Origin of the sequence: Arachidicoccus sp. BS20 (genome assembly GCF_001659705.1) — a bacterium.
In the GTDB taxonomy this organism is placed as follows: Bacteria; Bacteroidota; Bacteroidia; order Chitinophagales; family Chitinophagaceae; genus Arachidicoccus.
Map to the genome: position 1 here is coordinate 2,687,004 of NZ_CP015971.1, position 24,170 is coordinate 2,711,173.

Annotated in this window: 18 protein-coding genes; 5 read left to right on the top strand and 13 right to left on the bottom strand. The window is 35.0% G+C overall.

Translation table 11 applies throughout. From position 1 onward, the window contains the following. Positions 1-35: 35 nt before the first annotated feature. The 8 genes from A9P82_RS15500 to A9P82_RS11895 form a co-directional block, all read right to left on the bottom strand. Positions 36-191, bottom strand: coding sequence for a hypothetical protein (locus A9P82_RS15500; protein ID WP_197492161.1), 156 nt, complete (start codon positions 189-191; stop codon positions 36-38). A gap of 173 nt (positions 192-364) precedes the next feature. Next, positions 365-1,183: a hypothetical protein gene (locus tag A9P82_RS11865; RefSeq protein WP_156522678.1), complete on the bottom strand. Its 819-nt coding sequence runs from the start codon at positions 1,181-1,183 to the stop codon at positions 365-367. A gap of 168 nt (positions 1,184-1,351) precedes the next feature. Then, positions 1,352-2,839 (bottom strand): RagB/SusD family nutrient uptake outer membrane protein, encoded by a 1,488-nt coding sequence (locus A9P82_RS11870; protein ID WP_066208085.1) that lies wholly within the window; start codon positions 2,837-2,839, stop codon positions 1,352-1,354. A gap of 38 nt (positions 2,840-2,877) precedes the next feature. Then, positions 2,878-5,844, bottom strand: coding sequence for a SusC/RagA family TonB-linked outer membrane protein (locus A9P82_RS11875; RefSeq protein WP_066208087.1), 2,967 nt, complete (start codon positions 5,842-5,844; stop codon positions 2,878-2,880). Positions 5,845-6,502: 658 nt separating this feature from the next. Then, positions 6,503-7,483, bottom strand: a complete 981-nt coding sequence (locus A9P82_RS11880) for a DUF1735 domain-containing protein (protein ID WP_066208090.1) — start codon at positions 7,481-7,483, stop codon at positions 6,503-6,505. A 27-nt stretch (positions 7,484-7,510) separates the two neighbouring features. Further along, positions 7,511-9,154 carry a SusD/RagB family nutrient-binding outer membrane lipoprotein gene (locus A9P82_RS11885; RefSeq protein ID WP_066208091.1) on the bottom strand — a complete coding sequence of 548 codons (1,644 nt, stop codon included), beginning with the start codon at positions 9,152-9,154 and terminating at the stop codon, positions 7,511-7,513. Between the two features lie 12 nt (positions 9,155-9,166). After that, a complete protein-coding gene (locus A9P82_RS11890; RefSeq protein WP_066208093.1) occupies positions 9,167-12,328 on the bottom strand; it encodes a SusC/RagA family TonB-linked outer membrane protein in 3,162 nt (1,053 codons plus the stop codon). 438 nt (positions 12,329-12,766) lie between these two features. Further along, positions 12,767-13,705, bottom strand: coding sequence for a diacylglycerol/lipid kinase family protein (locus A9P82_RS11895; RefSeq protein WP_066208095.1), 939 nt, complete (start codon positions 13,703-13,705; stop codon positions 12,767-12,769). A 118-nt stretch (positions 13,706-13,823) separates the two neighbouring features. Between A9P82_RS11895 and chrA the strand changes: the two genes are divergently transcribed. Next, on the top strand, positions 13,824-15,080 hold the full coding sequence (gene chrA, locus A9P82_RS11900) for a chromate efflux transporter (protein WP_066208097.1): 1,257 nt from the start codon (positions 13,824-13,826) through the stop codon (positions 15,078-15,080). Positions 15,081-15,086: 6 nt separating this feature from the next. On the opposite strand, the gene nadD is transcribed toward chrA, so the two are convergent. Further along, positions 15,087-15,665 (bottom strand): nicotinate (nicotinamide) nucleotide adenylyltransferase, encoded by a 579-nt coding sequence (gene nadD, locus A9P82_RS11905; RefSeq protein ID WP_066208098.1) that lies wholly within the window; start codon positions 15,663-15,665, stop codon positions 15,087-15,089. A gap of 38 nt (positions 15,666-15,703) precedes the next feature. Next, entirely contained in the window at positions 15,704-15,928 is a 225-nt protein-coding gene (locus tag A9P82_RS11910; RefSeq protein WP_082915331.1) for a FeoA family protein, read from the bottom strand. A gap of 100 nt (positions 15,929-16,028) precedes the next feature. Here A9P82_RS11910 and ybeY point away from each other — a divergent pair, with 100 nt between their 5' ends. The 3 genes from ybeY to A9P82_RS11925 all read left to right on the top strand — a co-directional run bounded on the left by ybeY (position 16,029) and on the right by A9P82_RS11925 (position 19,341). Further along, the gene (gene ybeY / locus A9P82_RS11915; RefSeq protein ID WP_066208101.1) at positions 16,029-16,451 is read left to right on the top strand and encodes an rRNA maturation RNase YbeY; all 423 of its coding nucleotides are present in this window, start codon (positions 16,029-16,031) and stop codon (positions 16,449-16,451) included. Between the two features lie 137 nt (positions 16,452-16,588). Next, positions 16,589-18,457, top strand: a complete 1,869-nt coding sequence (gene mnmG, locus A9P82_RS11920) for a tRNA uridine-5-carboxymethylaminomethyl(34) synthesis enzyme MnmG (protein WP_066208103.1) — start codon at positions 16,589-16,591, stop codon at positions 18,455-18,457. 59 nt (positions 18,458-18,516) lie between these two features. Beyond that, positions 18,517-19,341, top strand: coding sequence for a hypothetical protein (locus A9P82_RS11925; RefSeq protein ID WP_066208105.1), 825 nt, complete (start codon positions 18,517-18,519; stop codon positions 19,339-19,341). 1 nt (position 19,342) lies between these two features. Here A9P82_RS11925 and nadA read toward each other — a convergent pair whose 3' ends face one another. The 3 genes from nadA to lpxA form a co-directional block, all read right to left on the bottom strand. Next, positions 19,343-20,356, bottom strand: coding sequence for a quinolinate synthase NadA (gene nadA, locus A9P82_RS11930; RefSeq protein WP_066208108.1), 1,014 nt, complete (start codon positions 20,354-20,356; stop codon positions 19,343-19,345). A 407-nt stretch (positions 20,357-20,763) separates the two neighbouring features. Beyond that, entirely contained in the window at positions 20,764-21,390 is a 627-nt protein-coding gene (locus A9P82_RS11935; RefSeq protein WP_066208111.1) for an ABC transporter ATP-binding protein, read from the bottom strand. Positions 21,391-21,398: 8 nt separating this feature from the next. Continuing rightward, positions 21,399-22,202 carry an acyl-ACP--UDP-N-acetylglucosamine O-acyltransferase gene (gene lpxA, locus A9P82_RS11940; protein WP_066208114.1) on the bottom strand — a complete coding sequence of 268 codons (804 nt, stop codon included), beginning with the start codon at positions 22,200-22,202 and terminating at the stop codon, positions 21,399-21,401. 291 nt (positions 22,203-22,493) lie between these two features. Between lpxA and A9P82_RS11945 the strand changes: the two genes are divergently transcribed. Then, a complete protein-coding gene (locus A9P82_RS11945; RefSeq protein ID WP_066208117.1) occupies positions 22,494-24,152 on the top strand; it encodes a DUF4836 family protein in 1,659 nt (552 codons plus the stop codon). Positions 24,153-24,170: the final 18 nt, after the last annotated feature.

Below are 24,170 nucleotides of genomic sequence, written 5' to 3' on the forward strand. Positions count from 1 at the left end.
TTTAATTTTTTAATTTTTAGTAAAAATCTTCGTTCTTAATTTTTATCATCATCATAAAGTAAGGTTTCAAATAACTGCCTGATAAACCATTCAAGCTCCAACGAATAATTGTGTTTTGAACTTTTAAAATTTCTGATAGCAACAATCAATTCATTTTCCTTTTCAGTTAATTTAATTTGTTTCATGTTCATATTTTTAACGGCAATACAAAGATACTACGAATTATCATAGTTGCCAGGTATTTCAAATTTTGTTTAAAAATTTTTCTTTTCAGCAATTTCTATATCTGATTGTGCTATCATGGCTAAATAAAAAAGCCGGATAATAATTTACCCGGCTTTATCAACATTTCTTTTAATCAAAATTACATTATGCTCAATCCGAAACCTATGGAATACGGATGAAGGGTTGGTCCTGCACCTGATTTTAACAATGATGTCAGCTGATAAGTTCCGTAAATATTAAACATTCCGAGACCTATACGCAACGTTCCATCGAGCCTCGTTGTATTAAAATAGCGCTTGCTGTACTCTTTTTCTATATAGCCTGTTCCGTACATAGATGTTCCCGCAGAATTGATTTCGTTTTTTCCTTTACTATGCGCGTTTACCATCCAACCGCCTTTTAAACCCACCGCTACACGAAAACCATGAGCAGGATTTACCACATTTTTGCTGAATCGTAGTTCCAATGGAATTTCCAGATAGGTATTTACAATCTTAAATTTCTTAAACGAGGTTCCACCGCCGCCGTTTTCCGTAATTTCAAATGTGGAGGAGGATGACGATTTTCCAACGATATCGGCATATTTTCCATTCAGGAAAAAATTGTCACTGGCATAACCAAGACCATAGCCTAAACTAAAATGCGGATTGGATTTAAACACATGGTCTAACATAAACGCCGCATTAAACTGTCTGCTAAAGCCATGCAATTTATAGTCGCCCGTAGCACCGCCCCAACCCAAAAAACCGAATTGGAAAATAAAATGGTCGCCTCCGCGATGACTTAAATCGTAATTTGCCCATTTGTTACCAACAGCTTCAGTAGAACTTGTTTTTCCGGCAGTTGGTATGTTTGCCGTTGTGGTATCTGCAATAACATTCGCAGAATCTATAACCTGTGCATTTAAAAAACCTGCCGTAAATACAGAGAGAATAAAAAAGAAAAGTTTTTTCTTCATTCGGAAATAATTTGCATTTGCCCGCAATGCGGATTATGGTTGATTGGCAAATGTAATTTAATTGTGAATGTGTGGTGTTAAAAAGTTGGGAAAAGATTTTTTATAAGAAGGGAAGTTTTGAAAATTCAAAACTTCCCTTCTTATAAAATACACATTCATAAAACCAAATTACCAACCAGGATTTTGTTCCAACTTAGTATTTACAATAATGTCATTATTGGGGATACCCCATACAAACTTATCATCGTCTGCAGGAATAGAGAGAGTATAATAATTATTAGTACCAGATGTTAAAAACAGCGTATTTTGCGGATCCCTTCTTGTCATTGACTCATGCCACCTTTTTAAATCATCAATTCTAAATCCTTCAAAAGCTAATTCTCTGGTTCTTTCTATTTTTATAGAATCATACAACTTTTCTCCTGTTGCAGAAATTGCCGTTAAACCTCTTGCCGTACGAAGAGTATTCAACATATTTTGTGCACTCGTAACATCTCCTAAGTTATAGGCAGCTTCAGCAGATATTAAATAATCTTCTGCTATTCTAAAAAGTTTAGGAGCCTGCTCGTAATTAGTATAATCTGACGTAAATAATGCAGGGTTTCCTCTATATTTTGCAGTAAGCATTAATGAGTCTCCATCCTTAGCGCCTGATATAATAATAGGCTGTTTCGCAAAATACGCAACTCTACGTATATCAGTAGTATCGAATGAATTTATTATCCACAAAGAGGGTATATATAAAGGATTATATGCATTGCTATTCACATCATATCCTAAATAAACGTTATTCGTTGGAGCCAATTCATTTGGTTTATTCGTGTAAATCTGCATAATATCTTCGTCTGTATTATCATCTACCCACATCGATAATATTCCTTCTTTTGTCGAATATAATTTATAGATTTTCGAATTTATTAATGCATCTGCAGCTGTCTTCGCTCCAGACCAATCTTGCATATACAATTTTGTACGAGCTTCTAATGCAAGTACGGCATCCGATGTAAATACATGTGACCCAGGTTTTCCACTTACCCCCTGCAACAAATTTGATGCACTATCTAAATCTTTTAAAATTTGTTTATAAACAGCATCCATACTAGCCCTTTCCGGAAAATTGTTTATATCATATGTTACTACTATAGGTACTCCCAAATCTGTTGATGCTGTTGTCGGATTATATGCTTTAGACCATTTTAAAATTAACTGCGAATAATAATATGCCCGAATTAAATATGCATCTCCCGTATACTCTTTCAACGATGCAGCATCTGCGTCCGTTTCTGGAACAATAGTTTTAAATCCATCAATCATAATATTCGCGTTGGTTATTCCTCTGTAGTACCCACCCCAAATATCAGCAAGACCATAATCACCAGAGCTCCAATCCCATCTATGAGTCCCTCCATAATTATTTCCGAAACTTAACGTTGCGTTTAATTCATCTCCTTGAATATCACTAATCAATGTGAACTCTCCATAGATTCTTCCTCTCAAATCAGAGTAAATACCATTATCCCACTGCTTTGCATCGATAACAGATTTAAAAGCTTGAGACAATCCAATTTGGTCATAAGGATTTTTTTCTAATTTTTTAGAGCAACTGACAATAGCAATCAATAAAACTAAAGTCAAGTATATATTTATATTTTTCATTTTCTACTTATTAAATTTAATTACGAAATCTTTCTATATTAAAATTGTAAATCCAACCCTACTGCATATTGTTTAGTATTTGGATAGTTCCCTAATTGTAAATTAGAATCAACTTCTGGATCTGCACCCGTATAGTTCGTAACAGTAAGAATATTTCTACCTACTAAATATATATTAGCACCTTTTAAAATGTGTGTCTTTTTCAAAACAGAAGATGGCACTTTGTACCCTATTGTCAGATTTTTTAATCTCAAGAAAGAAGCGTTCTGGATTAATCTTGTATCAAATTGCACAAATTGGTAATCTAAACTTGGAAATTCTGTTTTATCTCCAGGGTTCTTCCAATAATCTGCAACATTTTTCCATTGATTATATCCAACGAAAACATTTGCATTTTCATAAAAATATGCATCATTATTTATTAGATACTTCCCATTTACGAAAGAGAAACTTGCATCTAAATAAAATCCTTTGTAAGTGGCGTTCAATCCGAAGCCTCCATAAAATGGTGGATTCCTTTTTATTCCTGTATTTTGCGATAATGCATCATCAAAGTCCGACGTCACTTTTGAAGGATCCTTTTGAGTTTTTGAAGGATCGTCTCCTGGCAAATACCATTGTGGTTCCCCCGTTTCAGAATTAACACCAGCCCAAATCGGTTGCATATATTCCACAGGATCACCAATTACCCAAAGAATACCAGTTCCATTGATTGTATAATAATTTAACCCTTGAAATAATGAAAGAACTTTCTCCTTATTGTATGCAAAATTAAATCTTGGTGTAATTACAAAATCTTTCGTTTTAATAACATCAAAATCAACAGTAACATTTAATCCTTTTATATTTAATTTGCCTACATTAGAAGTTATAGAACTAAATCCAGATGTATAAGGATAAGGAACATCCACCAACATATTAGTTGTTGTCCTATTAAATGCACTCAAATCGAATCTCGCCCTGTGGAATAACTCAAAGTTTAAACCAAGTGTTGTAAGAGCTTGCTTCTCCCATGTTAAGTCCGGATTTCCTGGAGCTGTAATTTCCAATCCGGTCCCCCCCATATAGGTATTTGTTCCAGCTAACGGGAGACTTAGATAATTTCCTATATCAGAGTTCCCTTGCGTTCCATAGTTCAGCCTAACTGTTAAATCAGACAACCAATTAACATCTGATAAAAATTTTTCTTTTTTTGCTTTCCACATACCTCCAATAGACCAAAATGTTGCATTCTTTTTATTTGCACCAAAACGAGATGATTTATCATTTCTTATAGACAAATCTACAAAATATTTGTTCAAATAATTATAGCCGAGCTTTCCAAAGAAAGACAGATATGCATATTCAGTTTTAGACTCTCCTACACTATAATTGTTAGGACCATTTGATAAAAGCATTAATTCATCATTAGGCTGTCCAGAAGATGAAGCACTAATACCTTTATATGAATAATCTATCCATTCCTGCCCCCCTAATATGTCAAAGTTATGTTTATCTCCACCCTCGCTAAATTGATATTCTATTGTGTTTGTCCATGTTCTCTGTACCCCCCTAGCGTAACTTTCTGAGACGCTTCCATTATTAGGAGAACCAATGTATGAAGCTAGCGTTTGAGAAGATGTTTGATAATCATATGCATCCATCCCTGCTTGCGTCCTTAGCGTCAAACCCTTTAACGGATCTATCTCTATATACGCAGTCGGATTAAACTGCGTGTTGTTTGAAACAGAAGGATGCGTTTCTGCCAAATAATTAGCAGAATAATGATTCCAACCAGGAATATAATCGTATGCTTTTCCTGTAGAATCATACGGAGAATAAAAAGGTGGAGCTAGCATACCTAATCCCCTATTGGTATTATTCGATCCATAAGGATTTTCCTGCCGCTTATCATATCCAAAAAACAAATTTATTCCAAATTTAAACCAATTTGTAACCTTAGAGGTAATGTTTGATCTTAAAGTATATTTATCATAAGCAGAACGATATGCCAAACCTTCATCTCCTATATAACCGCCTGAAACGAAATAAGAAGTTTTCTCTCCTCCTCCAGAGGCAGATAGATTTAGTGTTTTTATTGGTGCATTGTCTTTATAATACACATTGTTCCAGCGTGTATTTATATCTCTTCCTGCATTTGGATAGTTGAGCATTCCATTAATCTGCGCATCTGATAAGAGACCCGTTTCAGACCAGAAAGACAATAACTCATCGGTGTTCATAAAACGATCAAAAAATTTTGTACCTAATAATTTAGATGTTGCATATTGGCTAGAAAGTGTAATAGATGACAAACCAGAAACTCCATGTTTTGTTGTTATTATTATTACTCCATTGGCTGCTCTCGAACCGTAAATGGAAGTAGCCGAAGCATCTTTTAAAACAGATAAACTTTCTACATCTGATGGATTCAAGGAAATCAATGTTCCTGCATCCACAGGAGTACCATCTAGCAATATTAATGGGGTAGAACCTGCACCCAAAGAACCAACCCCATTTAATGAAAATGAAGACGAACCATCTGGCTCTCCTGTTGAAGTATAGACCTGTAAACCTGCAACTTGCCCTTGCAATGCATCAATAAGATTGGGCGAAGGTTTATTTTGCAATACAGACCCCTTTACCGTCACGATAGAACCTACAACATTTGAAGCCAATCGTCTTGAACCATATCCAGTCACAATTACGTCATTCAAATCCGACTGGGAGGAATCCAATACAATATTTAGAGATTCGGACGAAGCAACCTCTTCTTTAGATACAAAGCCAATAGCGGAAATCACAAGTATAGAACCACTTTGAACATTTTTTAGTGTAAATTTTCCATCATAATTAACAACAGTGCCTTTCTTTGTACCTTTCACACTTACAGAGGCGGAAGGAATTGGATTTCCTTGACTTGTTTTTACCGTACCACTAATAGTAATTACTTCTTGTCCAAAAGCGCTATTTAGACAAACAAAAGAAACCCATAATGATAATACAAGTAATAATTTTTTTCTCATGTACTTTCTTTAAGATTTAAAAAATCAGATTACATAATAAAAATTCAAAAAACAAATCCAACTAACTCGATTTCTATAATTTAAAAAAATGATTTTGCTATAATATTGGTTATCGCAATTTGATTAAGAGCATCAGTTGTTTTTGAATTTCATAAATTTTCGGAGTAAAAATAGTATTATTTTTAAATTAATTAACTTTTTCGTGGGTTTTTTTAAAACTCTTTAACCAATTAAAAATAATATATGTTTAAAGTTATTTTATTAGAGAGAAGAACTCAAGAAATCAAAATCTCTGTCAAAAACATTTTTGAGTGACTCATTAACACGGTGGTGTTCGTATCTAAGATAAAATGGTACAGCAATAAAAACCAAACTATCTAAAATAGTCTTCTTGATTTTAATGGGTTTAAAGAATGGTTATTATTTTAGTATTTCAGGTAAATAAAATAATGATAGTTCTGTCAACCGAAATTATATAGGGTAAAATATAACAATGATCTATATAAATTCATCATTTATTCAAAAATTTGTTGCAGACACTTAAAATGGTGCCAAAATCATGAGATGCGATCGATTTTATTTAAAGAAGCCTAACCATTGAGAATTATCACAATCGGTTAGGCCGCTTTATAAATTACAATAAATTTAATTATCTAATCTATCTTTCTCCAGCGTATTTTAAGGTAAGATTTTTAACCGTTCTTGGTGTTGTAGTCTGGTTCCAATCGAAGTTCAAAGTAAATGTTTTCGTATCAGGATCATATTTATTTACTGCACCATTAATGTTTGCCAATGTCGCATTACCCAACGCTTTAACAGTTACTAAGTTCGTTGTTGGATCGATAGTTATTCTCAAATTATCTATACCTGCAACTCCACTTGAACCACCATGCCACGTTAAGCCCTGAATTTCCAAAGTATTAGCGCCAACAGTAACTAAATCCACATCCGGATTTCCTGTCAAATCTCCATTTAAAGCATCATCAATTGTTGGAACACCCGGAGCAGAATAACGCTGAATTGTTCCTCCTTCGATTGAATAATCCCCATCATACTGATTTTTTACAACAAACGCATTGATTTCTGTTCCAAAATTTGAACTAATTATTCCGTAATTAGTTGAAACAATAGATATTGGAAGCGCATAATTCGCACCATAATCATAAGACGGAGTTCCTGTAATAACAACATGTGCTTTTACTAAATGTTGTCCCTTTGGAATAGTAACACTAGCCGGAAAACTATAAATAGCGTCATCTTCCGGAACTGTATATAAGGAATTTGAATCTATCTGATTTACAATATTAAAAGAATCCACAGCTTCTTTATTTAAAGCCAATTGTACGGTAATATCCTGTGGCGCGGCATTTAATGGTCCATAATATACATTCACATCAAATCCGGCAGTATCATTTACTAAATTAAATGAAAAATTGTATAAAGGAAACGGATCAGCAAAGGTGGTAGCGCCTCCACCCGTAGATCCTCCATTGTCTAAAAACATAATTACATCATTGGAACCATCCGTTCCCGTAAGTGGGGCTACATCTGTATCTTTCAAACAAGATGTAAATCCTACGCTTAAAACGAACAGTACACTAAAAAGTTTTATATATTTCTTGATTTTAATCTTTTGCATATTTATATATTTTTTTAACTATAAAATTTATTTTGCCCAAAAAATCAACGTAGAAAATATATCTATATCCGACGGTATATTTGCAGCATTTGTAGTTGTTTCTGATGACGGATAAGGTATTCTTGTGGGCAAGCGGTCCGGTCGTTCATTTGCCTGTGATTGTAACGATGCAAACGAGCCGTAAGGATTGTTCAATACAGTACCTGATGATTTAGGATATCCCGTTCTACGATACTCATTCCATGCTTCAATACCATTAATCATATTCAACGCAATATATTTTTGCGTAATAATTGCTTCCAATTTTTGCGCATCAGAAGTCGCCTTACTTAAATCAACCAAATAAGCATTTGTAGCACCTTCTTCTGACGAATTTTGCGAAATATAAGTATCTGCATCAGCATCCGGATCTAAACCAGATTTAACAGCACCACCCGGTAATTCATATAAATATTTGAAAGATGCATGAATACCAGCCTTGAAATCTACTGCCGGATCTCCGCTTATGAGCCCCCTTAATTCTGCTTCTGCTTTCAAAAAATCCAATTCCGTCAAAAGCATTACAGGTTCTCCCATATTCGGACCTTTGAATACACCAATATTATTTCCCAAAGTAGTTCCACCTGTTCCCACGGTTGAAGTAGTAAAATGCCCTACACCACTGGGGGTAGTTGTATCTGTCCCCGAATACCATGTACCAGTTTTTCCGGGGGAAGCCAAACTTTGAGGCACATTATTCGTCCCCAATTGGCTCGTAGGTGTATAAGGAAAATTAAGATAAACAGCAGAACCCCTACCTGGGTCACTCAATTTATGCCCATCATAATATCCAAATACATACTGTGCCGGAATGTAAGCGTTCTGCCCTCTTGAGCCTGCGTAATTTACCACCCAATAACTCCACCCGGGATTTGTTTGTGCTCCAGATGACATAGTTGCATTTTGGTAACCCGGATTAATCAATGCATCTTCTGTCAAAAACCCATCCGAACTGAATGATTTATCAGTGAATTTTACTTTATCGTCGGCTCTCACAATCATGCGAAGCTTCAATGAATTAGCAAATTGTTTCCATTTAGTAGTATTGCCTCCAAAGAATGGATCAGACCCAGCAGTTATCGCAGCTGCCGAGCTATTAAATTCTGCAATAGCAGAATCCAGCAACAGCGCCAATTGCTGATAAATAACAGGCGCTTTGTCATACACGGGCTGCAAAGTCGTAGCCGGATTTAACGCTTCAGTATATGGAACATCATTGAATTCATCTACCAAAGTTTGAAAAACAAAAGCCTTTATAATCTTGGCTGCTGCATCATAATTGGCAAGCGATGGGTCGCTTGCCGCCGGTGTTATAATATTAAATTGCAGGTTTTCTGCTATTGAGTATCCTGATGACCAATCTCCATTACCTTTGCTCGTAGCATATTCATAGGACCATACATCACCAAAACTACCAAAACCACCTGCATTAGACATATATCCTACCGTTTGCCCACCATAAGTATTCATCGAGTTAATCCAACTTGCCATATTAACAATCTGCCCTGCCAATATTTTTGCAGGTGTAGAACTGCCGGCAGAGTTAGGGTTTTGGTTAATATCTAAAAATTTATTACAAGATACCCCCGAAAGCCCAATAACTATAACAAAAATTAAAATTATTTTTTTCATATTTAGATAAAATTAAAAGTTAACAGATATATTAATACCATAGTAGCGTGACGGAGGATACGAATAACCTGTAAGACCAATACCGTTGGAGGTGCTTCCTGCATCACTGTAATCGGGGTCTGTATATAAGTTATCTCCAGGTGCCCAAATAAACAGATTTCGTCCCACTAAACTGACAGAAGCCGACTTAATGGCTTTTGTTTTTGCTAACCAAGAAGCGGGAAATTGGTATGTTAAGGAGATTTCTCTCAATTTCCAATAATCTCCCGAAGAAACATAATTGGACGTGATACTCCTTTCTGCGGCATCATCTGTCCAAAACCCATTATTACCACTTCCATTTTCAGCAATTACAACAGTTTTATTATCTACCCAACTTCCATCTGCATCCTGATATACTGAGTTAGGGAATACAAAACGCTGGCGATTAAATTCAGCTGTTCTTGCTCCTACACCGCCCCAGTCAATATCATAAGCAATATTGTTATAACGCACAAAACCTCCACGATATTCAAAATCAGCTTCCAAAGTAAAGTTTTTGTACCTTATCGTCGGTATAAGACCTATAGTATTTCTAGCATTGGCATTGCCCATTGGCACGATTGTATCTGTTTTTGTCGGCATGCCCGTTTCTCTATCTACTACCACTTTTCCATCGTGACGCACATAATCAAAAGCATATACTTCCGGAAATTGCATACCGGGTACTGCATATGCCCCAGTATTGCCAGAACCACCATAAGTTGCTAATGCAATATTTTGTAATCCAGCGGGAATAGAAAGTACCTTATTATTATAGTAACTATATGTGCCCTGTAATGCCACTGTCCATGTAGCGTTATCAACAGGAGTCAATTTTAAAGACGTTTCAAGTCCTTCACTCATCGTTTTACCTGCATTTAACAAGTAGCTTCCGAAACCCGTAGTAATAGAGGTAGGTGTTGTAACCGTTTGGTTATTCGTGGTTTCATGAAACCAAGTAACACTTCCATCCGCAACACCATGGAATAAAGTAAAGTCAGTACCAACTTCCCATGATTTTGTTATTTCCGGTTTCAAATCCTGTTGTATAATTGTTAAACTCATACCTTCACCAGCAACACCATTATATGGATACCCGTTTACCTGACCGTAAGTCGGATTTAAGCGGTAAGCACCGTCAAGAAACGTATTTCCCAAGTTGACTTCTCCAACCTTAGACGCTGCAGCTCTTATTTTCCAAGTATTCAGCCAATTAATATCGCTTAATCCACTAAAAGCCCTCGTTAATACCAAAGAAGCATCCACAGACGGATAAAAGAACGACCTGTCTCCAGGATTTAATATAGACACCCAGTCATTACGACCTGTAGTATGCAGGAAAATCATATTTTTCCACCCTAACTGCACATCATAATACGCACCCAATTGACGAGCTGTAGCCTTAGAGTTAGTAGCAAGTGCAGGATTAGTACTGTTGCTTAAATTAATCAAGTTACTATCAATCAAAGCAGAAACGCTTCCACCCAAATTATTTACAAAATCTTGTTGTATATGAAATCCTCCAATGGCATTCACTGAAAAATTTCCATATTTTTTATTAAAAATCGCCTTAAAATCTTGTAAGAGTTGATTGGTATAAGTTGAACCCTCAGAAACACCTCCTACTATATCTGATTTACTACCCGAACTGGTTGATTTTGCATAATCGGTGTAATAAAAAGGATTAGTCCAACTTTCAGAAGTTACATTTCTCATTGTGTATCCAGTAGAAGATATCAAATCCAACCATTCAAATGGTGTATAATGAACTTCTAAACTTCCTGTAAGATAATCGTTTCTTGTTATACTCCGATTGTTTGCTAAGACAAAATACGGATTAGCATACCAAGGATTATAGTATCCGTTGGGATTGGCATATTCATTTGTCTGCCAGTCTTTAAATAAAGTAATCGGAACATCGGGTGGCATATTCAAAAAATCCGTATATACGCTACTTGTTGCACTTGAAACATTGTATCTATTTTGCAAGTAAGAAACTCCGTAAGAGGCATGTACTTTATTACCAATTTTTCGTGTACCATTTAAACGAATAGAAGCTCTTGTAAATTTATCTCCCAAAGGTGTCCCTGTTTCATGCAACCACTGACCAGAAAGATAAAACGACGAATTAACATCTGCAGAAGATAACGAAAAATCTGTTTGATTTGTCAGACCGGTTTGCCAGAATTTATTTCTGTCTTCAAAGTAAGAATAAGGAGTTGTAAGTTGATCTCCGTTTTCCAATGGATCTCCTAAATTAATAATAGAACCATCGAAAGCCGGTCCATAACTCTGATTCTCAATATTGGAGAAATAGGGATTACCATTCTCATCTATACCATAACCAGCACCTCCAGAACCAAATTTTGTTTGTAGTTTAGGAAGAAAAGATACATGTTCCCACGTAGTCGTATTAGCTATGTGTATTTGTTGGGTTCCTGCAGCCGGATGCTTAGTTGTAATCACGAGCGCACCATTGGATGCTTGTCCTCCGTAAACGGCTACTGCCGATGGTCCGTTTAAAACAGTTAGATTATCGATATCTTCAGGATTAATATTACTTAATAAATCGTAAGAGGTAATATTACCATCCAAAATAAGCAAGGGCTGGTTATTGCCTAATAAAGAACGCTGCCCACGAATAGTAATTCTGTAACTTGGATTTAATCCACCACCAGTAGCCATTACTTGTAGTCCCGGAACTTTTCCAGCCAAAGCACTTGCCAATGACGTTGGCTTTGAGTGTGTAAGGCTTTCATTATCTAATGTTGTGGTAGCAAAACCTTGTTGGATTTTGCTTACTTTTGTTCCTGCGGCTGTAACTACAACTTCATTTAAAGCTGAATTAGATTCTTTCAAATAAACGGTAATAAAATCCCCAGCTCCATCTAAATCAATTACTTGGGTTTCGTAGCCAACTTCTTTTACAGAAATATGAGATCCAGATTCAGGAACAGACAATTCAAACTTACCAGCAGTATTGGTTAAAGTACCTTTTTTTGTACCTACTAATTCTACCGAGGAACCTGAGATAGGTAAACTATCTTTTGATGATAAAACAATACCCGAAATTGTTTTTGTCTGTGCTATTACAAAATTAGTCAATAGTACAGAAAACAATAGAAGAGTGCATTTAAATAATTTTTTTCTCATGTACTTTCTTTAAGATTTAAAAAATCAGATTACATAATAAATTTTAAAAACAACAAACCCAACTGATTCGATTCCGGTAATTTTTAAAAATATGTTTTTGCTATAATATTGGTTATCGCAATTTGATTAAGAGCACCAGTTGTTTTTGAATTTCAAAAATTTTCAGGGTAAAAATAGTATTATTTTCAAATTAATTAACTTTTTCATGATTTTTTTTTAAAATAATTTTAACCTATTATTTGTTAGTATAGTGTATTGGTAGGAATTAGTAAAACGTTTGCGTAAATTTTATGAATAAAATAATATATATGCCTAATCTGAAATGCACTAAAACAAAGGCTTTCAGGCAAATCATACTTACACTTTTTACTATACTAAATTTGAAGAGTTATTTAGTTTATTAACTAAATTTTTTGTTTCTTAAGATTAACAGAAAAATTATGGCATTATCAGTTTAAAACAGCTTTTTACAGCTTTTATGTTTAGTTCGTTTTCTGAATTTACAGGCTCGCCATCGATATGCATAGGAGCATTTTTGAGGTTTTTGATTTTTATTTCAGGCGTTTGAAAATAAAGAACATTTTTTTGTGTGATTTCTTCTACTAATTCTTCCAACTTGTTATTACCACGAATTTGCTTGAGCACAGCAAAGGGCAGTTTTGCCTTATTCATTTTCTGAACAATCACAATATCGAGCAAACCGTCGTTAAGATTTGCTTTGGGAGCAATTGTAAAATTATTCCCAAACTGGTTTCCGTTGGCAATACTGATGAAAAAAGCATCCGTGAAAAATTTAAAACTATCTACTTCCACTTCAAACTGGTATGGCTGCGCTTTGAAATAATTAATGATACTTTGCTGCGTGTAAGTAAGTAATCCTCTTGTGCTTTTGGTCGAAAAATCGTGCGCCACTTTTGCATCAAATCCCACACCACTCAACATACAGGCAAACTTTCCGTTGACGGAAAACGCATCTACATTCTTAGATTTTCCGGCAAAAATCAGTTCTAACGCTTCTTTCGGTTTCGAAGGAATACCGGCTGCTCTTGCTAAACCGTTACCACTGCCAAACGGAATAATGCCGAAATTTATTTTCAGATGATGCAATGCGCCTACAATATTGTTTACCGTTCCGTCGCCGCCGAGAATTACCACATCGGTAATATTTTCTTCGGCGATTTTTTCTGAAAGAAAATCATAATCCGCATCTTTATTAGTGTATAGAATTTCACAATAAAGACCTCGTTCCTCACTTATTTTTTCAATAAGACTGACTAAAATACTTTTTTTTGAAGTTCCCGAAATGGGATTGACAAGATATATAATTTTTCTCGCTGTTTTTGTTGTGCCTTTATGAACAGCGGGGCTATTTTTCATTGTAGATATTTCCATTTCATCTTCATTGGGCAAACGAAGATATTTATTTTATTAAATACATATTGTTAATAAAATATTCATATACCTTTATCTCTGTTCACTTTGCAAATAACAGAACTTGAAACTTCTTAGACATTTACAGTTCCTGAAAGCAGTTTTTATTTACACCATCACAGCTTTTGGCGGTGCGCAGGGACACTTTGCCATGATGCTGAAAACATTTGTTACAGAACGGAAAGACATTACAGAACAGGAACTAATGGAATACAGCGCATTTTGTCAAATGCTTCCGGGCGCTTCTTCTTCGCAGACGATTACATTAATAGGTTACAAAAGAGGCGGCATATTACTCGCTATTCTCACGCTCATTGTGTGGATTTTACCTGCGTGTACAATGATGGGTGCATTATCTTTCTTGCTAAATTATATCGACGACAATACTTTACATACTAAAGAAGTGTTGAAATATATCAAACCAATGGCAATTGGATTCATTGCTTTTTCGGGTTTTAAGTTGTTGAAATTTTCAGTAAATAATACCATTACAAGGGTTATTTTAATTTGCGCAGTTATACTTACTTATGCGTTCTTTAAAACTCCTTGGATATTTCCGGCGGTAATTGTAGCGGCAGGTATTGCTACTAATTTCAGTAAAAAACGTATTGTTCAAACCGAAAACCCGCCGAAAAAAATCAATTGGGGAAATATGCTCATCTTTCTTGTCGTGTTTCTTTTAGCCGGATTTTTATCTGAAACCGCACGAAAAGAAAACTGGTCGCAGCGTGGAAAATTCAACCTGTTTGAAAACTGTTACCGTTTCGGCTCGCTTACTTTCGGCGGCGGCGATGTGCTTGCGCCTATCATGTATGAACAATACGTTACACGTCCACAAACACGACAAGTACAGGAAAAAAACAAGAACGTATTGAGCATGAATAAAGATGATTTTTTTACAGGTTATGGTGTATTAAAAGCAATTCCGGGACCTACTTTTTCCCTCACATCTTTTGTAGGAGGAATGGTGTTAAAAAAATACGGTTTATGGTCGCAGTTATGGGGTTGCGTTATTGGGACTGTAGCGATATTTTTACCTTCAACTTTACTCGTTTTATTTTTCTTTCCTGTGTGGAACAATCTCAAAAAATACGCAGTTATTTACCGTTCATTAGAAGGTATCAACGCTGCTGTTGTAGGTATTATATTTGCGTCATCGCTTTATTTATTGAAAGATATTTCAATTGACGTAACCGATGGAAAGCCGGAACATTTACTCAATTTCGCTACAATAGCCGGAACTTTTTGTTTGCTGAAATTTACAAAAATAAAACCACCGTTTATTGTATTGATTTGTATTTTATTAGGTATTATTTTTTAAAATAAATTAAAAATAATATTTATTTATTTCAATCTCATTAAAGACCTTTTCAGGGACGAGATAACGGATTGATTTTCTTTGTTTTATCTGTTCTCTAATGAAAGTAGCAGAAATATCGAGCAACGGCGCTTGCAGAACTTCATAATTAATTTTAGAATCAACTTTTTCTTTATCAATCGAAAAGCCCGAACGTTCATAAACAATGAACCGGTAATTATTTACCAACACTTCATAATTTTTCCAGTTGCTCAAATTCAAAAAACTATCCGAACCTAAGATTACAAAAAATTCGTGCTGAGGATATTTCTCCTGTAAATAAGTTAATGTGGTAATAGTATAAGATGGTTTCGGAAGCTTAAACTCAATATCAACGGCACGCAATTTTGTATTATCCTCAACGGCTAAATTTACCAAATGCAGCCTGTCATATTCATTTAGAAGTGTACTATTTTTTTTCAATGGATTCTGCGGAGAAACCACAAACCAAACTTGCTGAACTTCTGTATTATTAGCCACAAATTCTGCAATAATCAAATGACCAATGTGTATGGGATTAAAAGAACCGAAGTATAAACCTACTTTCATCAACAGAATTTTTTATTATCACATATGTAGTTTTTCTTTTAAATTTCTTCCACAATAATATATTGTGCTTCATTTAATCTAAGACTTAAATTGTAACCTACCACCGTAATTGAAATAGGGTCGCCAAGTGGTGCAATCTGTTCTATTTTCACTATTTCTCCCGGAATACAACCCATTTCCATTAATTTTATAAATATTTCGTTATTCTCAAATTCTTTAATTACTACACTTTTCCCTACACTTACTTCAGACAGTTTCATCATAAAAAATTCATTATTATGCACAAAAGTAATTGTTTTACAGATGCATATATGCTGTTAGAAATTAATTCCCGAATTTTGACAAATAAACAACAATATAAGAATGAGCAAAGTATTTTTCCATTATGCCGATAGAAAACTGAACATTCCTAATAAAAGAAATATTCAGCAATTTGTAGAACAGATTTTTAAAAAAGAAAAGAAACAACTCAACCATATCGATTATATTTTTTGTTCCGATGATTATCTTTTAAATATCAACATCAATCATCTTCAACACGATTATTACACCGACATTATCACTTTTGAATTAAGCTCAACCAACAAAACAGAAGCAGAAATTTATATAAGCCTTGACAGAGTAAAAGAAAATGCGCAACAATTAAATGAACCTTTTAATAAAGAAGTACTACGTGTAATATTTCACGGCGCATTACACCTTTGTGGTTATAAAGATAAAACAAAGAAAGATGCTGAATTAATGCGCCAGATGGAAAATAGATACCTCGCTTTTTATCTTAAATAATTTATGTTCCACGTGGAACTTTCTTATTTTCTATTTTAAAGACTATACTTATTAAAACTAACTAAAGATAAATACGTTCCACGTGGAACGTATTTATTTATTATATCAACTTACCTTTGCAGAATAATTTTGATAATATGTTTCAGGAATATGATGTAATAGTTGCGGGCGCAGGTCATGCAGGTTGCGAAGCAGCAGCAGCAGCAGCAAATATGGGTAATAAAGTTTTGTTGATTACAATGAACATGAATACTATCGCCCAGATGAGCTGCAATCCTGCGATGGGTGGCATTGCAAAAGGTCAGATTGTACGGGAAATAGATGCAATGGGTGGCTATAGTGGAATTGTCTCAGATAAAAGTATGATTCAGTTTCGTATGCTGAACAAAAGTAAAGGTACTGCAATGTGGAGTCCAAGAACGCAAAATGACAGAATGTTATTTTCGCTCACATGGCGAGAAATGCTTGAACACACCGAAAATCTTGATTTTTATCAGGATATGGTTCAGTCTCTTTTAATTAAAGATGGAAAAGTTTACGGAGTAAAAACCAATTTAGGTCATGAAATAAAATCCAAAGCTGTAGTTATTACAAGCGGAACATTCTTAAACGGTGTTATTCATATTGGAGAAAAGAGATTTGGCGGAGGGAGAGTAGCAGAAAAAGCAGCAACAGGTATTACGGAACAACTAGTCGAAAACGGATTTGAAAGCAGCCGCCTTAAAACAGGAACACCTCCAAGAGTAGATTCAAGAAGTTTGGATTATTCAAAAATGGAAACACAACCCGGCGATGATGAAATTGTCGGATTTTCTTATAAAAATATCCAAAAGATAAAACCCGAACAGCAACTTCCTTGTCATATTACATACACGAACGATTACGTACACGAAATTCTGAAAACCGGTTTCGACAGGAGTCCAATGTTCACAGGTAGAATTGAAGGCGTTGGTCCGAGATATTGTCCAAGTATTGAAGATAAAATCAATCGCTTTGCAGATAGAGACAGACATCAGCTTTTTGTAGAACCGGAAGGTTTCAAAACAGTAGAAATCTATGTAAACGGATTTTCAACTTCCTTACCCGAAGATGTTCAGTATAAAGCATTGAAGCAAATTCCCGGATTTGAAAACGTAAAAATGTTCCGTCCGGGTTATGCTATTGAATACGATTATTTTCCGCCTACACAATTAAAAGCTAGTCTTGAAACAAAGCTGATTAAAAACTTATTCTTTGCAGGACAAATCAACGGAACTACAGGTTACGAAGAAGCAGCTTGTCAGGGATTAATAGCCGGAATAAATGCACATCAGGCTATTCACGAAAAAGAACCTTTTATTCTGAAAAGAAATCAGGCTTACATCGGCGTATTAATTGATGATTTAATTAATAAAGGAACAGACGAACCTTACAGAATGTTCACAAGCCGCGCCGAATTCAGAACATTGTTAAGACAAGATAATGCTGATTTACGTTTAACTGAATTGAGTTACAATTTAGGTTTGGCAAAAGAAGACAGATTAGAAAATGTTCGCGAGAAAGAAGAAAAAGTTTCGGACATTATTAATATACTGAAAGAAATGCCCCTAGAACCGGAAGAAATAAATCCTTATTTAAAAAGTATAAACTCTTCACCGATCACTGAAAAACAAAGAGTTTCTAAACTCTTGCTTCGTCCCGACGTATCTTTAGAAGAAATGACTGAAAGTGTAGATAAAATAAATATAAATTTTAATATATATAATAATTTATATTTACAACAATCTGAAATTCAATTAAAATATGAAAGATATATTGAAAAGGAAGAAGAACTTGCAGAAAAAATGAGCAGCATGGAAAACTTATTAATTCCTGAATCATTTGATTATAACAAATTATCCGCACTTGGTGCCGAAGCCAAACAGAAATTTAATAAAGTAAAGCCAAGAACTATTGGACAGGCAAGCAGAATAAGCGGCGTAAATCCTACGGATATTCAAATTCTGATGGTGCATTTGGGAAGATAATTTTTACCAAATCATTAATTCATCAATTTAAAAAGTGTTTGTAATATTACCCAAACACAATGTTGATTTTAAAACCAGGCAAAAGAAGTTTTTTCATTTTTATCATTTTTCTGTTGTTATCAACCGAAGGGAAAGTTTTTTCCCAAACCAAAACAATTCAAGGCTTTGTTTACGGCAATATTTACAGAGACCCTATCGATTCTGTTCAGGTATATTCAAATTCAGGTAACAAAACAGTTACCGACAAAAATGGCGCTTATCTGATTAACATTCAGGGCAAAAACGACTCCATCTGGTTTAGATTTTTAAACAAAGACACTAAAAAGTTTTCAGTTGATACTATTTCAAATCCGAGAGATTTTGAGGTAAGAATTTATCTGCCCGATTATTATAAATTTGACCACGAATTACCTACAGTAACCGTCAATAACAAAAACTATCACGAAGACTCTTTACAATTAAGAAAAGACTATGCAAATATTTTCAACAGACAAAAACCCTGGCAAGCGGTTGGAAACAGTGTAGGTGTAAGCTCCAATGGCGGCGTGGGTGTAGATTTAGATGCTATTATTAACCTATTTCGATTCGGATACAATCACAGACAAGAAGTTTATCAAAAATTCGCCTTAAATGTAGAACAAGAAAAATATATTGACCACCGGTTTAATAAAGAACTGATAGAGAAATTAATAGGACTCTATGATAAGGAAAGAGATGAGTACATGAAAAAATACCGTCCTACTTATACACAATTATCTGCAATGAATGATACTCAATTAGCAGAATATATTCATTTGACCTACAAAAAATACTTGAAAGAAAAACAGAAATCTGACATTATCAGCAACATCATCATTTCGCCTGATTCTACTTCTACACAATAATTTATTTTATCAAACCGGCAGCTTTACTCATTTCCAGCATTCTCTCAATCGGCTTTTTTGCAGCCAAACGCAATTCCTCATCCATCGTAATTTCCGGCAAACCATATTTCATGCATAAATACAATTTTTCCAGCGTATTCATCTTCATATACGGACAATCATTACACGCACAGGCATTATTCGGCGGCGCAGGAATAAAATGCTTATTTGGAGAATCTTTTTCCATTTGATGCAGAATACCGGCTTCGGTTGCCACAATAAATTCATTACCTGAATTTTGTCTTTTGGAATAATCCAAAATTTGCGTAGTACTTCCGATAAAATCAGCATATTTCAGTACAGTCTCTTCACATTCCGGGTGCGCCAGTAATTTTGCGTTCGGATACTGCGTTTTCAGCTTCAAAATCTTCTCCAAACTGAAAATCTCGTGAACCATGCAGGAACCATTCCAAAGGAGCATATTTCGCCCCGTTTGCTTGTTTATGTATGCACCAAGATTTTTATCCGGCGCAAAAATTATCGGTTGGCGTTCAGGAATACTTTCCACAATCTTTTGTGCGTTACTGCTCGTACAAATAATATCGCTCAAAGCTTTTATTTCTGCAGTACAATTGATGTATGAAATCACAATATGGTCCAGATGCGCATCCTTAAACGCTTTAAACTCTTTAGCAGGCGCACTGTCTGCAAGCGAACAACCTGCATTAAAATCGGGCAATACAACTCTTTTCGTAGGATTCAGAATCTTCGCGGTTTCTGCCATGAAATGAACGCCAGCAAATACAATCATATCCGCATCAGTCTTCGCAGCTTCCTGTGCCAATCCAAGACTGTCGCCAATATAATCCGCTACATCCTGAATATCTGCATCCTGATAATAGTGTGCAAGTATAATGGCATTCTTTTCTTTTTTCAATTTTTCGATCTCTGCAAACAAATCCAATGACGGAGCAACCTCTACATCGAGAAAACCTTTCTTTGCCAAATTTTTTTCGGCTTCAATTAAAGTGTGCATATCACTTGTAATAATTATTATAATATAATTTATATAAAAAACCCTATTATTATTAAGGCTGTGGAATTCTTGAAAACTTTGTTATTCACACACATCAAAGTTAATTATATTTTGGTTATCCACAGAAATCAACAAAAATATTAACGCCGTGTAATGCTTGATAAATCTGTATTTTTTTATAATTATTCACAGTGTTGAAAATTAATTGTTCTTCAATTCACAAAACTATATTCACATATTTTCACTGTGCATTCCATCTATAAAAAAAGTTCAAATTTTTGCCATAAAGTAGTCTTCTATTGTGAAGTCTATATTTTATTAATTTTATTTCCACATTAATTTAATGTTAAGGGAATATTATCCACAGAAAAAATACTTTATCAATATTTGATGTGAATTACCGGTTTTTAGGAATGAATTTTATAATCCTGAATACTTATGATTTCTTCACAGAAATTATATTCGGCTTCGTCGTTACTGCTGACGATAATTAATTTTTCTTGGCAAAAATTTTTTATCAGCTTATGATAAAGTGCATAACCGTTTTTATCAAGATTTGTACAAGGTTCGTCAAGAAAAAGTACAGGTGTGTTGGAAAAAATAGCTTGCGCGAGTTTTAATCGTTGTTTCATGCCGCTACTATAATAGCGTATTTGTTTATTCACAGCCGATGTGGGTAACTCGACCAAACCGATGATTTCTTCAATAGAAAAACCGATGAGAAGCGGCTTGAAGGAATTATGGAAATGAAGAAATTCTTTTGCCGTCATTTCTTCGACCAGTTCGAGATAAGGCGTAACAATAGAGAATTGTTTGTAGATTTTTTCTTCGGGAATAATGGCGTTCTCTTTCCATTCGCATTTTCCCTCATTAAAATTATGTGCGCCGCAAATGGCTTGTAGTAACGTACTTTTACCACTTCCGTTACTTCCGGTAATAGCATAAGATTTTTTGGAAATAAAAGAATAATCTAATCCTCTGAAAATCCAATCGCGATTAAATCGTTTGCCTGAATTTGTCAAAGTTATCTGCATGATGGAAATTATTCTTCAACAATTTCGGAATCCTTGTTGTTGATGCGTTTTACGATTCCTCTTTCGCTGGCTCTTATGAATGAAATAATTTCGTCGCGCTCGTCGCTTGCGTGGAAGTTTTCTTCAATGTAATCCAAAGCCTGCGTAGTATTAAAGCCGCTGTTGTAAATAGTACGGTAGATATCGATTATTTCGTTTACTTTTTCATTTGAAAATCCGCGACGTTTCAATCCAAGACTGTTCACGCCGCCGTAAGTAATGGGCTGTCGAACGACTTTTATGTACGGTGGAATATCTTTATTTACCAAACTTCCACCACCTATATAAGTATGTGCGCCTATTTTTGAAAACTGTTGCACGGCAGACATTCCGGCAATGATGGCACAATCTCCCAAAATTACATGACCTGCTAATTGTGCATTGTTACTGAGAATGCAGTTGTTTCCGATAAGACAATCGTGCGCCACATGGCTGTAAGCCATAATTAAGCAATTATTGCCAACCTGTGTTTTCCAGCGATCTTTTGTACCTCTGTTAATTGTTACAAACTCTCGGATGGTTGTATTATCTCCTATTTCTGCAGTCGTATTTTCGCCGGCAAATTTTAAGTCCTGTGGAATAGCGGAAATAACTGCACCCGGAAAAACGCGACAGTTTTTTCCTATACGTGCACCATCCATAATGGTTACATTGCTGCCAATCCAGGTACCTTCGCCTACTTCTACATTTGCATGAATAACGGTAAAAGGGTCAACTTTTACGTTGTCGGCGAGTTTCGCTTCGGGATGAATGTACGTATGAGGATGGATCATTTAAAAATTTTATAAATGCAAACTCAAAATAAGTTTGCTTATTAAGCGTTCAAAAATAGATAAAATACTAATATTTCCTACAAAAAAAGAAAATTGCCTTACAATAAAATAAAAACCGCTGTTAAATGAAATTTAAACCAACCGCTTATCAAATACTTTAACGAGAATTTGTGTGGAATTGCGACAAAGACTAATTTTAAAAAATTATTTAATCAAAACTCCAAAGAAGGAAGGCTCATAAAATTTTGTCATTATTTGAAACATTATATCCAACCATTAAAAAAATAGAAAATGAAAAAACACACGCTTTATGGGATAATGATACTGCTTTCGGCGTTCATTATCAGCTCTTGTAACAAAAACAAGATTGAACAAACAAAGCACATACCAAAAGATGCAACTTTTGTGTTAAGCATAAGTCCGTCTTCAATTTATGAAAAGCTGAAAGACCACAAAGACCAGCTTGATTCTGTGGTTAAGATTTTTAGCGAGCGCGTTCATGTTTCCGATTCTTCAAAAAAATCCGGGGAAGCACTTTTGGGAGCTATCAATAAAACGCAACCTGTGTTTTTCTTTGTGCAAACAAAAAATTCCATTGCCGAAGGAAATTCCGTAATGAGTGGGACGGTTGTTGCACTAAGTGACGGAAATAAATTTGAAGATTTTATAAAAAAGCAAAGTGCTAATTCGGTTATCAGTAAAGACAATGGAATTTCATTTACCGATATAAAAGACGGCGTAATAGGTTGGAATAATAAAATTGCCATTTTTTTATTCAACATTGGCAACAGCAATGCGCTCGAGTCAAAAACACAGCTCGAATCTTTGTTTGACTTAAAAGAGAGTGAATCGTTGGCAGATAATAAATCGTTTACATCATCTTTCAATGCGACATCCGACATTAGTTTTTATGCAAATTATTCACAATCGCTGTCGTCTGTTCCATTTCTTGCAATGACCAAAGCGAGCGACCTGGTAAAAGATATGTATTATGCAGGAACACTTAATTTTAACGACGGTTCCATTGACATCAATGCAACCGGTTATCCAAATGCAACTTTGTTAGACTTAATAAAGAAAAATCCCGCACCAGAACTTGATGGAAAAACTTTTGAAAATTATCCCGATAAACCTTTAGGTATCTTTGATTTTTCTTTGAACTTAAAACAAGTAATCGGTATTCTTAACTATATTGGTGTGGACCAAATGATAGAACCTTTTTTGACAAAGCAAGGGTTGTCGTTCGACGATGTTGCAGCGGCTTTTAAGGGAGAAATTGTTGTTGCCGTTTCTAATTTTCAAATGAAGCAGCAAACAATTCCCGGATATAATATGACGACTTCAACACCATCGGTTGATTTTCTCGTAAAGCTTCCGATTGCCGACAAAAAAGCTTATGATAAAATTGTAAACACTTTGGCAAAGCTGGGATTATTTGTAGCAAAAAACGGACAATTAGTTCCTGCTGTTTTGGCGCAGGAAGGCGATGGTTCTATTGCCTATGTTGCGAACAATGATGCTGTATTTGTTGCATCTTCGCCAACTTTGATAGACAATGTTGTTTCAGGAAAAAATCATTCATCTCTACCGGACGATATAACTAAAAATATAAAAGGAAAAACCTCTTATTTCTACGTAGATATTCAGTCTCTGCTTGGCAATATTCCTGTAAAAGAAAGTGATGATTCTGCGCTTTTATCTGTCTCGAAAAATACGTTTAAAGATTTTTCTGCATGGGGAAATACGATAAGCGGCAAATCTCAATCCGGCGAAGCACACATTAAATTTGTGGATACAAAGCAAAATAGTTTGATTAGTTTGCTCACATTTATTCAATCCATGAAGACTGCGGCAGACAAATATAAACCGGTCATTTCAATAGCAGATTCTTCAGCTAATGATATGAATACCAATATTCCTGTTCCGCCGACTGTAGATACGACAAAATAAAATGCTCTCCGCATCATT

What these genes read in the sequence shown, in the direction of transcription:
- A9P82_RS11885 (WP_066208091.1), bottom strand. Translation starts at nt 9,154, where the DNA reads ATGAAAAAAATAATTTTAATTTTTGTTATAGTTATTGGGCTTTCGGGG.
- A9P82_RS11875 (WP_066208087.1), bottom strand. Translation starts at nt 5,844, where the DNA reads ATGAGAAAAAAATTATTACTTGTATTATCATTATGGGTTTCTTTTGTT.
- A9P82_RS11935 (WP_066208111.1), bottom strand. Translation starts at nt 21,390, where the DNA reads ATGCAGATAACTTTGACAAATTCAGGCAAACGATTTAATCGCGATTGG.
- ybeY (WP_066208101.1), top strand. Translation starts at nt 16,029, where the DNA reads ATGAGCAAAGTATTTTTCCATTATGCCGATAGAAAACTGAACATTCCT.
- A9P82_RS11925 (WP_066208105.1), top strand. Translation starts at nt 18,517, where the DNA reads ATGTTGATTTTAAAACCAGGCAAAAGAAGTTTTTTCATTTTTATCATT.
- nadD (WP_066208098.1), bottom strand. Translation starts at nt 15,665, where the DNA reads ATGAAAGTAGGTTTATACTTCGGTTCTTTTAATCCCATACACATTGGT.
- A9P82_RS15500 (WP_197492161.1), bottom strand. Translation starts at nt 191, where the DNA reads ATGAACATGAAACAAATTAAATTAACTGAAAAGGAAAATGAATTGATT.
- A9P82_RS11865 (WP_156522678.1), bottom strand. Translation starts at nt 1,183, where the DNA reads ATGAAGAAAAAACTTTTCTTTTTTATTCTCTCTGTATTTACGGCAGGT.
- A9P82_RS11890 (WP_066208093.1), bottom strand. Translation starts at nt 12,328, where the DNA reads ATGAGAAAAAAATTATTTAAATGCACTCTTCTATTGTTTTCTGTACTA.
- A9P82_RS11870 (WP_066208085.1), bottom strand. Translation starts at nt 2,839, where the DNA reads ATGAAAAATATAAATATATACTTGACTTTAGTTTTATTGATTGCTATT.
- A9P82_RS11880 (WP_066208090.1), bottom strand. Translation starts at nt 7,483, where the DNA reads ATGCAAAAGATTAAAATCAAGAAATATATAAAACTTTTTAGTGTACTG.
- A9P82_RS11945 (WP_066208117.1), top strand. Translation starts at nt 22,494, where the DNA reads ATGAAAAAACACACGCTTTATGGGATAATGATACTGCTTTCGGCGTTC.
- A9P82_RS11910 (WP_082915331.1), bottom strand. Translation starts at nt 15,928, where the DNA reads ATGATGAAACTGTCTGAAGTAAGTGTAGGGAAAAGTGTAGTAATTAAA.
- A9P82_RS11895 (WP_066208095.1), bottom strand. Translation starts at nt 13,705, where the DNA reads ATGAAAAATAGCCCCGCTGTTCATAAAGGCACAACAAAAACAGCGAGA.
- lpxA (WP_066208114.1), bottom strand. Translation starts at nt 22,202, where the DNA reads ATGATCCATCCTCATACGTACATTCATCCCGAAGCGAAACTCGCCGAC.
- mnmG (WP_066208103.1), top strand. Translation starts at nt 16,589, where the DNA reads ATGTTTCAGGAATATGATGTAATAGTTGCGGGCGCAGGTCATGCAGGT.
- nadA (WP_066208108.1), bottom strand. Translation starts at nt 20,356, where the DNA reads ATGCACACTTTAATTGAAGCCGAAAAAAATTTGGCAAAGAAAGGTTTT.